Origin of the sequence: Candidatus Pantoea multigeneris (genome assembly GCF_011752615.1) — a bacterium.
GTDB lineage: Bacteria > Pseudomonadota > Gammaproteobacteria > Enterobacterales > Enterobacteriaceae > Pantoea > Pantoea multigeneris.
The window spans coordinates 414,219-428,486 of sequence record NZ_VWXF01000003.1 but is presented as its reverse complement, the minus strand read 5'-3'; the positions used below and the strand labels follow the sequence as shown (position 1 = coordinate 428,486).

14 protein-coding genes are annotated in these 14,268 nt (G+C 52.9%); 8 read left to right on the top strand and 6 right to left on the bottom strand.

Annotated features, from left to right (window positions below):
• On the top strand, positions 1 to 280 hold a 280-nt coding region (locus tag F3J40_RS10795), incomplete at its 5' end, for a zinc ribbon domain-containing protein (RefSeq protein ID WP_167014459.1).
• Positions 281 to 332: 52 nt separating this feature from the next.
• On the opposite strand, the gene F3J40_RS10790 is transcribed toward F3J40_RS10795, so the two are convergent.
• Positions 333 to 1,271, bottom strand: a complete 939-nt coding sequence (locus F3J40_RS10790) for a LysR family transcriptional regulator (RefSeq protein WP_240155403.1) — start codon at positions 1,269 to 1,271, stop codon at positions 333 to 335.
• Between the two features lie 93 nt (positions 1,272 to 1,364).
• Here F3J40_RS10790 and F3J40_RS10785 point away from each other — a divergent pair, with 93 nt between their 5' ends.
• Positions 1,365 to 1,856 (top strand): GNAT family N-acetyltransferase, encoded by a 492-nt coding sequence (locus tag F3J40_RS10785; protein ID WP_167014455.1) that lies wholly within the window; start codon positions 1,365 to 1,367, stop codon positions 1,854 to 1,856.
• A gap of 113 nt (positions 1,857 to 1,969) precedes the next feature.
• Here F3J40_RS10785 and F3J40_RS10780 read toward each other — a convergent pair whose 3' ends face one another.
• On the bottom strand, positions 1,970 to 3,175 hold the full coding sequence (locus F3J40_RS10780) for an MFS transporter (protein WP_167014453.1): 1,206 nt from the start codon (positions 3,173 to 3,175) through the stop codon (positions 1,970 to 1,972).
• 128 nt (positions 3,176 to 3,303) lie between these two features.
• Entirely contained in the window at positions 3,304 to 4,080 is a 777-nt protein-coding gene (locus tag F3J40_RS10775; RefSeq protein WP_167014451.1) for an SDR family NAD(P)-dependent oxidoreductase, read from the bottom strand.
• Between the two features lie 177 nt (positions 4,081 to 4,257).
• On the opposite strand from F3J40_RS10775, the gene F3J40_RS10770 reads away from it, so the two are divergent.
• The 4 genes from F3J40_RS10770 to F3J40_RS10755 all read left to right on the top strand — a co-directional run bounded on the left by F3J40_RS10770 (position 4,258) and on the right by F3J40_RS10755 (position 8,670).
• Positions 4,258 to 5,172, top strand: a complete 915-nt coding sequence (locus tag F3J40_RS10770) for a LysR substrate-binding domain-containing protein (protein WP_167014449.1) — start codon at positions 4,258 to 4,260, stop codon at positions 5,170 to 5,172.
• 162 nt (positions 5,173 to 5,334) lie between these two features.
• Positions 5,335 to 6,018: a cupin domain-containing protein gene (locus F3J40_RS10765; protein WP_167014448.1), complete on the top strand. Its 684-nt coding sequence runs from the start codon at positions 5,335 to 5,337 to the stop codon at positions 6,016 to 6,018.
• Between the two features lie 81 nt (positions 6,019 to 6,099).
• Positions 6,100 to 6,990, top strand: coding sequence for a dihydrodipicolinate synthase family protein (locus tag F3J40_RS10760; protein WP_167014446.1), 891 nt, complete (start codon positions 6,100 to 6,102; stop codon positions 6,988 to 6,990).
• A 246-nt stretch (positions 6,991 to 7,236) separates the two neighbouring features.
• Entirely contained in the window at positions 7,237 to 8,670 is a 1,434-nt protein-coding gene (locus F3J40_RS10755) for an aminotransferase-like domain-containing protein (protein WP_167014443.1), read from the top strand.
• Here F3J40_RS10755 and F3J40_RS10750 read toward each other — a convergent pair.
• Together F3J40_RS10750 and F3J40_RS10745 are read right to left on the bottom strand one after the other, a co-directional pair.
• Positions 8,649 to 9,209 (bottom strand): GNAT family N-acetyltransferase, encoded by a 561-nt coding sequence (locus F3J40_RS10750; protein ID WP_167014441.1) that lies wholly within the window; start codon positions 9,207 to 9,209, stop codon positions 8,649 to 8,651. The two genes, F3J40_RS10755 and F3J40_RS10750, sit on opposite strands and share 22 nt — an antisense overlap.
• Positions 9,210 to 9,240: 31 nt before the next feature.
• Positions 9,241 to 10,101 carry a LysR family transcriptional regulator gene (locus F3J40_RS10745; protein ID WP_167014439.1) on the bottom strand — a complete coding sequence of 287 codons (861 nt, stop codon included), beginning with the start codon at positions 10,099 to 10,101 and terminating at the stop codon, positions 9,241 to 9,243.
• A gap of 95 nt (positions 10,102 to 10,196) precedes the next feature.
• Between F3J40_RS10745 and F3J40_RS10740 the strand changes: the two genes are divergently transcribed.
• Both F3J40_RS10740 and F3J40_RS10735 read left to right on the top strand, forming a co-directional pair.
• A complete protein-coding gene (locus F3J40_RS10740) occupies positions 10,197 to 11,588 on the top strand; it encodes an MFS transporter (protein ID WP_240155401.1) in 1,392 nt (463 codons plus the stop codon).
• 429 nt (positions 11,589 to 12,017) lie between these two features.
• The gene (locus tag F3J40_RS10735) at positions 12,018 to 12,911 is read left to right on the top strand and encodes an SDR family oxidoreductase (RefSeq protein ID WP_167014437.1); all 894 of its coding nucleotides are present in this window, start codon (positions 12,018 to 12,020) and stop codon (positions 12,909 to 12,911) included.
• A 43-nt stretch (positions 12,912 to 12,954) separates the two neighbouring features.
• Here F3J40_RS10735 and F3J40_RS10730 read toward each other — a convergent pair whose 3' ends face one another.
• On the bottom strand, positions 12,955 to 14,268 hold the full coding sequence (locus tag F3J40_RS10730; RefSeq protein ID WP_167014435.1) for a c-type cytochrome: 1,314 nt from the start codon (positions 14,266 to 14,268) through the stop codon (positions 12,955 to 12,957).

The window sequence follows — 14,268 nt, the reverse complement described above, 5'->3', positions numbered from 1 at the left end:
TGAGTACAAGCAATCCTGGCTGGGTGGTCAGGTGTTAGCGATAAACCCGGCTTATACCAGCCAGAAGTGCGCCTGTTGTGGTCATACGCATAAAGATAACCGTCAGTCTCAATCCCGCTTTATTTGTATTGCGTGCGGTTATAAAGAGAACGCGGATATAAACGGCGCGCGTAATATTTTAGCGGCAGGACATGCCGTTTTAGCCTGTGAAGTGAACGGTGCCTTAAGGCCGTCAGCAGCAGGAACCCGGCGACTGAGTAATCAGGTAGCCACCCTGTAAACGGGAATCCCCCACCTGAGTCGCGTAGCGTGAAGGTGGGGGAGGATGTCAATTATGTTGCTGCTTGATGATTTAACGCGTTCATCAACTCTTGTATGCGTTCTCTCATCCAGTAATGGCCGGGGGTCACGCTCCGGGCATTGTGGAAGTAGACGTTCAGCGCGTAGGCCGGAACAGAAAATGGCACTTTAAAGCAGGTCAGGGCTTCCGAGCTGAACAGGGTTGCCATTGCTCTTTCAGGCAGTGTGGTGATCAGCTCTGAATTTGCGACGATGGCAGGCGCTGATAACAGGCTGGGAAGTTCGACCACAGTGCGCCGCCGGATATTCAGTTTTTCCAGCTCCTGGTCAATCGTTCCACGGGCTTCATTCCACGGATTAACCACCACATGGCCTTCCGCCAGAAACTGCTCAAGTGTCAGATTGTCAGTGATGCGCGGGTGACGGCTGCTCACGGCAACCATATAGTCATCTCTGAATCCCTCAATCACGCCAAGCTGACTGTGATGGCTCATCTCCGGCGTCTGAAATCCTATGGCGAAATCCACTTTACCAGTGACAAGGTCTTCCAGCGAATCATGGCCCGTAGAGTAGATGGCTTTAACCGATATGCCGGGTGCAGTCTGCTGTAAGCGGGTCACCAGCGCCGGGAAAAAGACGGCTGCCGTGTAGTCTGTTACAGCAAAGCGGAAGGTCTGGGTGCTGTTTTCAGGACGAAATACGTTTGCTGACCGCAGACTTTCCGACATTGCATTCAGCGCAGCAGATAAACCGGGGGCAATGACGTGGGCTCTGGCCGTGGGCTGCATGTGACTGCCCTGCCTGACAAAAAGCTCATCACCCAGGGTTGTCCTGAGCCGTGACAACGCGTGGCTCAACGCCGAAGGACTGGTTGCCAGCTCTCCGGCAGCCATGTTTATTCTGCGATGCCGGTAAATGGCATCAAAAACAAGCAGCAGATTCATGTCGAGTACACGCAATTCCTGATGCATATTGTTCATCTTACCTATGAATAGAATGCAGTATGTTCATCATGTTATTCGGGTATAGTGCTGCCGTCCAGAACCAGAAACCGCAGGTGAAAAATGACTACTCCAGTTTTCCGTAAAGTCAGCATGTCAGACCTCGACAGATGTTATGCCATTGAAAGCGAGGCCTATGAAGGTGACGAAGCCGCTACACGGGAAAAAATTGCCACCCGTATCCAACAGTATCCCGAAGGATTTCTTTGTGCTGAGCTGGATGGAACGTTGATTGGCTTCATCAATTCCGGGTGTGCCTGGGACGTTGTGATGTCAGACGAAGAATTTAAAGAGTTGGTCGGCCATGATGACGCTGCGCCGAACGTTGTGATCATGTCAGTGGTGCTAGATCCTGATTATCAGGGCAAAGGTTACGCCGGTTTAATGATGCGGGCATTTATCAGTGCGATGAGAGAGATGGGCAAGAAAACCATTCATCTTATGTGCAAGACGCACCACGTTGAGCTCTACAGAAAATTCGGCTACGCGTATATCAAACCTTCGGAGTCAGATCATGGCGGCATGGCCTGGCATGAAATGATCATGACGCTGTAGTTTATTATCCCGGCAGACAAGCCTAAAAAGCCCAAAATCATGTTCGTTGATTTTGGGCTTTAAATACTTTTCACCTCAACACAACCCGCTTGCGGGCGACCGATAAAACCGCCTCAGGTGCTTAATTCACTCTGCTTTTTTGCCCGCAACTTGCTAACAATACCGGATAAGGCAAGCCCGATGGGAACCAGAGACCCCCATAGGACGGCGTTCCAGCCGTAAAGATTGAGCAGAGCCCCTGAAGAAAATGACCCCACGATCATCACCCCAAACACCACGAAATCGTTCATGGACTGAACCTGTGTTTTCTCTTCGGGACGGTGATACTCAATGATCTTCATTGATGCACCGGTGAAGCCAAAATTCCAGCCCAAACCCAGCAAAATCAGCGACAGCCAGTAGTGGAAAATATCGGTTCCGGCGAGTCCGGCCAGGACAGAGCATGCCGTAATAAGCAGACCCGCAGCCGCAATACGCATGGCCCCAAAGCGGTTAATTAATTTGCCGGTGAAAAAACCCGGACCATACATGGCAATAACATGCCACTGAATCCCGAGATTGGACGCCTGCTGAGAAATGCCGTGCATGTGCATCGAGAGTGGTGCTGCCGTCATCAGGAAGTTCATCACCATATAGGTGACCGCACCGCTAAATACGGTGCGGGCAAACCCTGGCTGGCTGACAATTTCGCGTAAAGGCCGTCCCCCTGTTTTTATTGCATCGACAGGTTCTGTGGTTTTCACGCCTTTGAGTATAAAGGCCGAAATGACGGCCACGAGAGCCTGGGCGAGGTACGTGACGGCAAAGGTATGAGGCGGCCAGAGGTGCATCGTTCCTGAAACCAGCATAGGACCCACCACGCCAGCTATCACACCGCCTCCCATTACCAGCGACAAAGCCCGAGCCCGGCGTTCAGGCGCGACGCCATCCGTAGCGGCAAACCGAAAGCTGAGCGCGACGGCCGCATATGCACCACCCAAAAATGCCGCGATGCAGAACAGCAAAAATGAGCCAACGACCACGGCGAGAGCTGCAGCCAGGCCGGTAATAACGCCTGTTCCGGTGCCGACCATGAATGCAGCTTTTCGCCCCTTTTTCCGCGCCAGTGAACCTAACGGCAGGATGCAGGCCGCCATCCCAAGAACAAACATGGTGATGGGCAAGGTTGCCAGCGCGCCGCTGGGGGCGATAGCATTGCCGACAATGGCCCCCGTGGCATAGAAAACCACGGAGTTTGCACCCGCGAGCGCCTGCGCGGTTGATAGCCGAATAATATTATTTTTCTGTTCTGCTACAGACAGGAAATATTCTGCGGACATGTGATTAATCATCCTGATTCATGGTGAGTACCTCATCCAGGCCGGGGGCGGATAAGGTAAAAATGCGCGGTCTGGTTTTGCATAATGACTCCAGTGCCGCACGCGTTTAAGCACGTGCGACATGCTCATCAGGCGTTACGGCCAGCCATCACACCGCCATCGATATCCCAGATAGCGCCGGTGACCCAGCCAGTCTGGTCAGAAAGCAGAAAAGCAACGGTTTCAGCAATATCAGCCGGCGTACCCACGCGACCGATTGGGTGGAAGCTGTCAAAGCTGTTCATCACATCCTTCACGTCGTCTTTTGGAATGAAGCCTTCGTAAATTGGCGTGTGAACAACCGCCGGAGAAACTGCATTCACGCGAATCCCTTTTTCACCCAGCTCAATGGCCAGGTTTTTAGTCAGCGCGTGCAGGCCGGCTTTGGCCATTGAATAAGCTGAAGACGGAGTGGCACCGATGGCCTGTTGTGCCCACATGGAGCCGATATTAACGATCGCGCCTTTAATGCCTGCCTCAACCATATTGCGCACCACGTCACGGGTAATAAAGAACGTCGCGCGGTTAATGCTCATGTACATGTCATAATCTGACGCTTCATGTTCGGTGAACGCTTTCGGGAAAAACACGCCAGCCGCATTGACCAGCAGGCTGATATCTTTATGTTCGGCGTTAATGATATCCACCACGTGCTGCATACCTTCTTCTTTCATCAGGTCGGCAACGATGATAGAAACCTGGCCGCTGGCAGCCAGCGCCAGGCGAGCCTGCTCTGCTTTGTCCTGGCGATTACCAACAAGCACCACGCTACCACCGTTTTTCAGAACCCGCTTTGCCGTTTCGAAGCCCATACCGCTTGTACCGCCAACCACTAACAGTTTTTTACCGGCAAAAGATGCGTTCATTGCTAACCTCTTTAAATTCATACCGTTGTTATAGATGAAAAGTCACGCTCCTCATCGTGTGAAATCAGAATGCCACCCGGCCCCCTGATTGACGACTGAGAAGAAATTGCGACTCAGGAAAGAAAATCTTTCTCGCTCGCGTATACTGGGGAAAATGATGAAATCAGGATGTCCATTATGCGATCGTTAAACCGGCTTAAATGGCTGCATGCTTTTGAAGCCACCGCCAGGCACGGCAGTTTTACCGGTGCGGCACAGGAACTGGGCGTTACGCCCGCCGCAGTAGGCCAACTGGTACGCTCGCTTGAGGACTGGGTCGGACACCCCCTTCTTCACCGCACCCGCTCAGGAAAAGAACGGCTGACGCTGGTTGACGAGGCGCAGGATGCGCTACAGGACATCACACAGGGTCTCGACAAACTTGAAACCGGGTTGAACAAGCTTCGGGGTCGCCGGTCGCGCTCGGTGGTGGTGGTAACAGCCTCGCAGGTATTGGTGATGAACTGGCTGATGGATCGCCTGAACCGGTTTTCGGAAACGCACGAAAATATCGATCTGCGGCTTAACGTCACTGAAAAGCTGATGGACGTGTCGCATGGCGAGGCTGATATCGGTATTCGCTGCGGACAGGGCGACTGGCCTGGCGTGAGTAAAACCTGGCTGATGGATGAAGAAGCCGTTCTGGTTTGCAGCCCGCGCCTGGTGCCACCCGTAAAAATGGCCTGCAGTGAATGGCTCGCCACGCAAAAACTGATACACGATGACACACCGCATCCAGGCGCGGAATTTCCGTCATGGGATAATGTGCTGATGGCGGTCGGTGCACCCGAAGCGCTGGAAAGCGGGCTGCATATTAACTCTACCTCAGCCGTGATCCTGTCGGCCCTGAGCGGCAGAGGAGTCGCTATTGTCAGACACGCTCTGGTGAAAAACCATATCGAAACAGGGCAACTGGTCCAGTTGCACCCCGACCACCGGTGGCCGCTCAAATGGTCCTATTATCTGGTCACCCCGCAACAAAAAGTCATGCGCGATGAAGTAAACGTTTTCCATGACTGGCTTCTTCAGGATGTCATCTCAGGCCGTTCATAGTCCCCTCAAACATTACGCCGCGCTGGCAACCATGCCGGCCGCGTAATTTTCACCTCACGGCATAGAATTTCTACTCTGCTTCGCAAGATTATCTGATTTGTTGAAGTCGTCAGGCTTTCTGATAATCGCCCTCAACGAAAGAGGGCCTTCTAATGACTGATTATGATGTTACTTAATTCTGATTTTTCGCAGCGTGCAATCATTACCCCGGATGATTATCAGTGGGTACCTTCTCCCCAGCCCGGCGTTGAGCGGGTGATGCTTGACCGAATTGGTCACGAGCAGGCCCGCGCAACAAGCCTTGTCCGATATGCGCCCGGATCCGAATTTCCCGCACACAGCCATCCTGGCGGAGAGGAGATTCTGGTGCTCGACGGGACGTTTACAGAAGACGGTGTCGATCACCCTGCCGGCTGGTACTTGCGCAGCCCGGACGGCTCTTCTCACCAACCCTCAAGCCGCAACGGCACGACCATTTTCGTCAAGCTGCGCCAGATGTCTGCCGATGAACGCCAGCCGCTCAGAATAAATACGCAGGAGGCAGCCAACTGGCAGGGGCAGCCGCACAGACAAATCTGCCCCCTATTCTCAGGGACTTCAGAGACCGTTCAGCTTCTGAAACTTGCCCCGGGCGAGCGGGTCTTCTGTGCGCCACTTACAGGTGGAGCGGAACTCCTTCTTCTGAAAGGTCAACTTCGGGCGCCGGAAGGTTGCTATGAAGCTGGAAGCTGGCTGCGGTTTCCGCCGGGTGATATGCCCGCTCTTATTGCCAGCGCCGCTGGTGCATTTTTTTATCTGAAAACGGGGCATCTCAGCCCGATAATTCTGACCGGAACGACATCTTGAAGCAGAGCGCCCGCTTTCTCCAGGCCAGGGTTGCTGCTATTCTCGCCTGAGTTAACCCCATTGACCCAGCAGGAGCATCCTATGTTTACTGGTCTGAGCGCCTTTCCACTCACGCCCGTTACGCCCGCAGGCCTTGATGAGCGCGGCTTTATTCGCCTCCTTGAACGGATTACGTCAGCCGGTGCGGATTCCATCGGCGTGCTTGGCTCTACGGGTAGCTACGCCTACCTGACGCGCCCACAGCGCAGGCAGATAGCGACCATTGCTAAATCCCACGCGGAAAATATCCCGCTGATGGTTTGTGTGGGGTCGGTCAGCACTGATGAGGTGCTGTGCCTGGCCGATGACGCGCAGGCGGCTGGGGCCAATGCGTTGCTGCTGCCGCCGGTTTCATACCAAAAGCTCAGGGACGATGAGGTGTTCGGCTTATTCGAGACGCTAACGCAGCACGCTTCGGTGCCAGTCTGTGTCTATGATAATCCGGGCACTACCTTTGAGTTTTCCGACGAGTTGCACGGGCGTATTGCTGCATTGGCTGGTATCCGATCCGTTAAAATTCCTGGCGTCCCGCCTTCGCCGGAGGACGCTCTGGCGCGTGTGCAGCGGCTGAAATCGAAGCTGCCTGCAGGCGTGACGGTGGGCATCAGCGGTGACGCCAGCGCTGCCACTGGCCTTAACGCTGGCTGCGAAGTGTGGTACTCGGTCTGCGGCGGCCTCTTCCCACAGACGGCGAAGGAAATCACCGACGCGGCTGCCCGTGGAGAGCGCGAGCGCGTTGCCCAGCTCAGCGAACGTCTACAGCCACTATGGGATCTTTTTCGCAAACATGGCGGCAGTATCCGCGTCATGGCAGCCGCTGCGGGCGCGCTGGGGCTAACGGATGTTGACTGTCTGCCCCGCCCGCTTCGACCGCTGTCCGCGGATGATATTGCAGAGGTTGCTGCGGTCATTACCCGCCTTGAGCTGAGGTAAGTTGCCCGAAAGAGTTGATACTGCCCACTCAGTGGGCAGTATCAATATTGATTATCGCGCCGCCTACAATCAGGCATTTTTAAACTGTTATTATGCTTTTTGTTGAAACTGTTATTCATTAAGCCCACTGGAAATTATTATAATCACGGTCGACTATTTTTATGACTGCCACTCAGCGCGTAAGTTAAGTGACTAATATATAAAGATCGTGATTGCAGCGTTTTCAGGATGGTTTGAGGGTGGCAAATGAAGAAGTATCAGCAACTGGCCCAGAAGTTGATCGATCAAATTGAGCTCGGCGTATGGATTCCGGGCGACAAGCTGCCCTCTATCCGTGAACTCGTCACAACCAGTGAGATGAGTTTCGTTACGGTTGGGCATGCGTATCATCTACTTGAGAGCCAGGGAAGAGTGATTGCGCGGCCTCAGTCTGGTTATTATGTCGCACCAAAAGCGGATAATTTAAAACCTCATCCTGTTTCTCAGGTGAATCAGGACGAAGCCGTCGATATTAATACCTACATCTTTGAGGTTATGCAGGCGGGTAAAGACCCTTCTATTATTCCCTTTGGTTCAGGTTTCCCTGACCCACTGCTGTTTCCCCATCAGCAATTGAATCGATCTCTCGTTCATACCAGTAAAACAACATCAGCGTTAAGCGTCATCAATAATCTTCCACCTGGAAATATCGATTTAAGGCAAGCTATTGCCCGTCGCTATGCGCAACAGGGTATGAGTATTTCTCCAGAAGAAATTGTCATCACGGCTGGCGCACTTGAAGCGTTAAATTTGAGCCTTCAGGCAGTCACCGAGCCGGGAGATTGGGTTATCGTCGAAAACCCCTGTTTTTATAATGCGCTACAAGCACTGGAAAGACTGAGGTTAAGAGCCTTATCCATTGCGACAGATGTAGACGAAGGTATCAATTTAGAGGCTTTAGAGCAGGCGTTAATCGATTACCCAGTCAAAGCCTGTTGGCTGATGACAAACTGTCAAAATCCGCTGGGATTTACCTTATCCCCTGAAAAAAAGAGACGCCTTATTGCGCTTTTAACCAAATATAAGGTGGTTCTGATCGAAGATGATGTCTACAGCGAACTTTATGCCGGTCGGGATAAACCACTGCCTGCCAAAGCCTGGGATACGGAGGATATGACATTACACTGTTCCTCCTTTTCTAAATGTCTGGTATCCGGGTTTCGTATTGGCTGGGTTGCTGCCGGAAAACATGCGCCACGCGTTCAGCAATTACAGTTTATGAGTACGCTGTCTACCAGTTCTCCCATGCAGCTTGCAATTGTTGATTATCTGGCAACCAGAAGTTATGAGCAGCACCTGAGAAAATTAAGGCGGACGCTTTCTAGCCGAAAAAAAAGCATCGGGCAAATTTTACAGCGTCACCTGCCTCGTGAAGTCAGCATTCATTATAACGAGGGGGGCTATTTTCTCTGGCTGGAATTACCAAGAAATCTGGACGCCAGTGAGCTGAGCAAGAAAACCCTGGCGCAAGGTATAAGTATCGCGCCAGGAAAAATGTTCTCAACATCCGATCTTTTATCTCACTGTTTTCGTATTAATACGTCATGGGAGTGGGGTGAGAAAGAAGAAACAGCCGCTAAAACAATCGGCGAAATTATCCGCCGCATGATCATTCAATCTCAACTTAGCGGCCAGGTGTAAATCAGCGTGTCGTCGACTTCACCGTAGCTATCTGTTCGATGGTGCTTTAAGCGCGCTTCCAGCAGATAGCCACAGCGCAGGGCAACGGCAGCGCTGCGTTGATTACGTCCGGCGGTGGTGATCTCCAGCCGTTTCGGGGCAAATAACGCCAGCGCCATTGCCGTCATCTGTTCGCAGGCCTGGGTCATCACGCCGCGCCCTTCTGCCTCCACAGCCAGCCAGTAACCCAGTTCACAGGCAGGAATCGCCGGATTTTTAAGAAACAGGCTGATGCAGCCTAACAGCCGCTGCGACTGGTTATCGATGATCAGAAACTTTAATTCATTTTCCTGGCGGGAAAAATTATCCATCGCCTCCTGCATATTCTCCGCCACCGCGCTGCGGTGATGCGGCCCGATTGACCAGGGCAAAAACGCATGATGCTGCGGGCCAAAGGCATTTAACGTTGCCAGCATCTCATCTACCCGCGTCATTGTCGGCGCTGCAAAATGAAACAGCGCATTGCTGAGGTATTGCGACGGAATATCGGTAATCTTCATCTGGCCTCCTTGTCGGTGTGTCAGTTGAAGATTAGCAGTTAAGCGTGGTTTTCACCGCTGTAGTCATAAAATCCATCACCTTACGCAACAGCGGCGAGGCACGAAGGTCTGCGTGCACGACCAGCCAAACCTCAGGTGAAAATCCTGCTCCCGTGTACGGCAAACGTTGTAATTCTTGATCGCTATCGCCAATAAATTGTGGCAACGAAGCCACACCCAATCCGGCCTTCGCCGCCTGATGTTGACTGATGATATCGCTTACAGCGCAGCTAATCGGGCGCTGGCCGGCAATCTCATTGATCCATTTCGCATGAGGCATGCGTGCCAATTGCTCCTCATAGCCAATAAACTCCCAACGGGCGGGATCATTCAGGTATCGATAGTCATTGTGGGCGTAGAGCGAAAACGGCATTTCGCCCAGCTTACGCGCGACATCGTAGTCATCGGTGGGCCTCACCAGGCGAAGCGCAAGATCAGCCTCGCGGCGAGTCAGCGATACCACGCCAGGCTGGCTGACCACCGTCAATTGTATCTCCGGATACCTCTGCCGGAAATCAAACATACAGCGGGTAAGTAAGGTGTTAACCAGCACTGGGGGAACGCTCAGCGTCACTTTTCCTCGCGCCGGTGCACGTTCAGCATCCGCGGCACGCTCAATCGCAAAGGCGTGATGTTCGATTGCGCGGGTGAGCTGCAAAACTTGCTCGCCCAGAGGCGTGAGTACACAGGCTCTCGCCTGACGATCGAGTAAACACCCGGCTAGCTGTTGTTCCAGTGACGTGACTCGCCGCCCTACGGTGGCATGATCAACCTGCAACAGCCGCGCAGCCGCTGATAACGAGCCGCCTTGCGCGACTGCATGAAAATATCGTAAATCTTCCCAGTTAAACATATGTGCACTTTTACGCGAAGTGATGTGCAAATATAGGGAATTTACGCACAGATAGCCACGCCCTATGCTCAGGCTCTTTTCCTTTAAGGGTCTAAATGATGCTTCCTTCTTATCAACCCCGCCTGGTGCAGGTAGCCGCCTGCATGGCGTTTGTGATCGTGTTGCTTGATGTGAGCGTGGTGAATGTAGCACTGGAAGCGCTGCGTCATCAGTTTTCGAGTGATATGGCCGGATTACAGTGGATTGTTAATGCCTATGCGCTGGTTTTCTCAGCGCTATTGCTAAGTGCTGGCCTGCTGGCTGACCGGTTTGGCAGCAAACGGCTTTTTATACTTGGCTTTGCGCTGTTTACTGTGAGTTCTGTTGGCTGCGGCCTTGCCTCGTCACTGTCGGTACTGATCGCATTTCGAAGCTTGCAAGGTGTTGGTGCGGCCCTGCTGATCCCGACATCACTCACCCTATTGCGTGAGGCTTTTTCCACGCCCGATGCCAGAGCCAGAGCCATTGGCTGGTGGGGCGCTGGCGGCGGTATCGCGCTGGCAGCAGGCCCGGTGATTGGCGGCCTGTTGCTCAGCAGTTTTGGCTGGCGCGCCATTTTTCTGCTTAATTTGCCCCTCGGCATTGCCGGTCTCTGGCTGGCACAGCGTTATGCCGCGCCTTCACCGACGCAAGCGGGTAAAAGCGTCGATCTGCCCGGACAACTGTCAGGTGCCTTCGCCCTCGGTTGCCTGACGTTTTCACTGACAGAAGCCAGTCGCTATGGCTGGCAACACCCGTTAATTATTGGCTGCTTCGTGACTTCGCTGCTGTTAGGTGGTGTATTTATCCGCACGGAGGCCCGATCACCCGATCCGATGTTGCCGCTATCCTTGTTTAGGTGCCCGAACCTTGCGGCTTGCACTTTTATCGGTCTGGCCGCCAATTTAACCTTCTATGGAATGGTATTTGTCTTCAGCCTCTATTTTCAGCACATCCGTCACTTCAGCGCTGCACAGACTGGCGTGGCATTTTTGCCGATGATGGGGATTTTAATGGTGATGAATGTGGTGGCAGGTCGCCTGATGACGCGACGTGGAGTGCGCGAGCTAGCGATCAGCGGATTGCTGATTTCGGCGAGTGGCTACCTGCTGATGTTACTCGCCCTTCCCGGTGGTGAGCACTGGACACTCATCATACCCATGTTATTGGCGGGTAGTGGCATTGCGCTGGCGATTCCGACGATTACGCATGCCGTATTGGCGGCCGCACCGGCTCATCAATCTGGCGTCGCGGGGGCATTGCTGAACACCGCCCGTCAAACCGGCGGCGTTATTGGCGTCGCGTTGTTTGGCTATATGGTCCGAGCCAGTGAAAAGGCAGCATTCATGGCCGGTATGCGGTTATCAATTGCGATCAGTGCTGGGCTATTGCTCTTTGCCGCTGGGGTTGGATGGATGGCGCTGACTACCGCGCAAAAAACCCGCGAGGTCCCTGTCTGTGATCCGTAAAAGATCTGGAGTGACCCACTCCCGTAACATCCACTCTCCTCACGACAGTCAGTGAAGCATCAAAATGAGCAGTTACGTATTCTTCCCCGGTATAATCCGGGGAGTTAGATGACACAGATGTACTAAAAAAGAAAACGACGCCTTCAGGCGTATTATTATGTCCCCTACTTTATCCACCGAGGTGTTTTCAGATAATTCTCACTGACATTCACAACACCAGCGAAATAATTCGCAACACACATTGGTAGAGATTTATAAAGAAAGAAAAAAATATCATTGTGGCAGAAATAATTCGATCGCATTGCGTTAAGGGTTTGATAAATATGTATGGCTGCACGTTGAAAACCAGCCACCCACTTGCAGAACCGATCGTGACAAATTTAACTTCTTCTGCCAGGGTTAATTTAATCTACCTTACAGGAGACCAAGATGACTTCATCAACCAACAAGTCAATTTTCACTAACCAATATCCTTCCCCACCCTTTAAGCGTCAGCATCAGGCATTTCCGGGGCTGGCATCCGAGATGAATCCTAAACCCGATCATGGTGAAGAAAGCTATCAAGGGACTGGTCGATTGGACGGTCGTAAGGCGCTAATTACAGGGGGTGATTCAGGGATTGGCCGAGCCGTAGCGATCGCCTATGCTCGTGAAGGTGCAGATGTCGCTATCAACTATTTGCCCGATGAAGAACAAGATGCTGCAGAGGTTGTACGATTAATTGAAGCAGAAGGCCGCAAAGCCGTGGCAATTCCGGGTGATATTCGTTCTGAGGAATTTTGTCAGCAGTTGGTTAATCAGGCTAACGAGAAATTAGGCGGACTGGATATTCTGGTGAATAATGCAGGCCGACAGCAATATAATAAATCCATTCTGACGCTCTCCACTGAAGATTTTGATGCAACGTTTAAGACGAATGTTTACGCGATGTTCTGGATAACAAAGGCGGCACTCGAGTACTTGCCGAGCGGCTCATCTATCATTAACACTTCGTCAGTTCAGGCCTATGAGCCAAGTGCAATTTTACTTGATTATGCGCAGACAAAAGCGGCAATAGCTGCCTTTACTAAATCTCTCGCCAAACAACTGGGAGAGCAGCAAATTCGTGTGAACGCTGTTGCACCTGGTCCCTACTGGACGGCGTTACAGGTATGTGGGGGGCAGCCACAAGAGAAAATTGAGCAGTTTGGTGCCACCGCGCCGCTTTGTCGTCCTGGGCAACCCGCAGAAATTGCGCCGTTATACGTCACACTCGCAGAAACGGCCAACAGCTACACTTCCGGCCAGGTGTGGTGTTCAGATGGTGGAACCGGCACCCTCTAACAAAGGCCACCCGAAGGTGGCCTGTTGCTGTATGTAACGTTAATTAATGCTCCGGCATCTGCTCCGGCGCTTTAAGCAGCTTACGGGTTTTCGCCACTTCTTCTGCGGTCACGGCCGGTGCGGCGTTCCCCCAGCTATTGCGCAGATAGGTAGCCACTGCCGCGACCTGATCGTCAGACAGTTTCCACGCAAAGGCAGGCATCGCACCACTGGTCGGGTTGCCGACGGTGACTGCACCGCGACCGCCCTGCAATACCGTGGTAATGATGGATGAAGGATCTTCCGCCTGTAAACCTGGGTTATTGGCGAGGCTGGCGGCGAGATTCGGTATCCCTTTCCCGTCACTGTTATGGCAGGCGGTGCAGTTAACCGAATAGAGGTTCTCACCGCTTTTCATCTGCTCACTGTTAGCGGTAGTCAGCGCAGCCGGTTTCTGGGTAGCGGAAGACTTCACCGACTTCAGGTAAACCGCGATGGCATTCAAATCGGCATCGGTCAGATGCTGGGTTGAATTGGTTACCGCTTCCGCCATCGGGCCTGAAGCCACGGCAACGTGGTTACTGCCCAGCTTCAGGTAGTCCACCACTTGCTGCTGTGACCAGCTACCAATCCCGGTGTAGTGATTTGGCGTGATGTCTGGCGCGTGCCATTCCCCCAGGTTACTGCCCTGCAGGTAATCACTGGTATCACCCCCAATGATATTCTTCGCGGTATGGCAGGCGGCACAGTGTTCCGGGCCTTCAACCAGATAGGCACCCCGGTTCCACTCCGCAGACTGGCCAGGGTCCGGCTTGAAACCTTCATTTTTAAAGAACAACAGGTTCCAGCCCATCATGGCCAGACGAATGTTATACGGGAAACCCAGCTGCGTCTCTGGCACCGCGTTATGGATTGGCTGCACCGAGCGCATATACATCCACAGGTCGTGCATATCCTGATCGGTCAGTTTCACGTAAGCGTTGTAAGGCATTGCAGGATAGAGGTTTTCACCCTCTTTGCCTTTACCATGGCGCACGGCACGGAAGAAATCTCGCTCCGTCCAGCTACCAATCCCCGTTGCAGTATCTGGGGTGATATTACTGGCGTAAATCCCACCAAACGGCGTGCTGATGGCGTAGCCACCCGCCATGTGCTGCTTGCTTTCGGGAACGGTATGACAGGCCGTACAGTCGCTGGCGATAGACACATAGCGACCACGCTCCACCGCTGCGGCATCTGCCGCCGTGGGTGGCTGACTGGTCAAAACATCGTTACTGGCAACGTTATCTGCTGAGGTGTTGCCATTTTGCCACAGTAAAGCGGCAGCCACTGCCGCAGCGACAAGCGCCACGCCAGCAATTAATCGGGTCTTTTTCAT

Excerpts from the sequence above, each read along its gene's own strand:
- F3J40_RS10790 (WP_240155403.1), bottom strand. The coding sequence starts at position 1,271 with ATGCATCAGGAATTGCGTGTACTCGACATGAATCTGCTGCTTGTTTTT.
- F3J40_RS10785 (WP_167014455.1), top strand. The coding sequence starts at position 1,365 with ATGACTACTCCAGTTTTCCGTAAAGTCAGCATGTCAGACCTCGACAGA.
- F3J40_RS10780 (WP_167014453.1), bottom strand. The coding sequence starts at position 3,175 with ATGTCCGCAGAATATTTCCTGTCTGTAGCAGAACAGAAAAATAATATT.
- F3J40_RS10775 (WP_167014451.1), bottom strand. The coding sequence starts at position 4,080 with ATGAACGCATCTTTTGCCGGTAAAAAACTGTTAGTGGTTGGCGGTACA.
- F3J40_RS10770 (WP_167014449.1), top strand. The coding sequence starts at position 4,258 with ATGCGATCGTTAAACCGGCTTAAATGGCTGCATGCTTTTGAAGCCACC.
- F3J40_RS10765 (WP_167014448.1), top strand. The coding sequence starts at position 5,335 with ATGATGTTACTTAATTCTGATTTTTCGCAGCGTGCAATCATTACCCCG.
- F3J40_RS10760 (WP_167014446.1), top strand. The coding sequence starts at position 6,100 with ATGTTTACTGGTCTGAGCGCCTTTCCACTCACGCCCGTTACGCCCGCA.
- F3J40_RS10755 (WP_167014443.1), top strand. The coding sequence starts at position 7,237 with ATGAAGAAGTATCAGCAACTGGCCCAGAAGTTGATCGATCAAATTGAG.
- F3J40_RS10750 (WP_167014441.1), bottom strand. The coding sequence starts at position 9,209 with ATGAAGATTACCGATATTCCGTCGCAATACCTCAGCAATGCGCTGTTT.
- F3J40_RS10745 (WP_167014439.1), bottom strand. The coding sequence starts at position 10,101 with ATGTTTAACTGGGAAGATTTACGATATTTTCATGCAGTCGCGCAAGGC.
- F3J40_RS10740 (WP_240155401.1), top strand. The coding sequence starts at position 10,197 with ATGATGCTTCCTTCTTATCAACCCCGCCTGGTGCAGGTAGCCGCCTGC.
- F3J40_RS10735 (WP_167014437.1), top strand. The coding sequence starts at position 12,018 with ATGACTTCATCAACCAACAAGTCAATTTTCACTAACCAATATCCTTCC.
- F3J40_RS10730 (WP_167014435.1), bottom strand. The coding sequence starts at position 14,268 with ATGAAAAAGACCCGATTAATTGCTGGCGTGGCGCTTGTCGCTGCGGCA.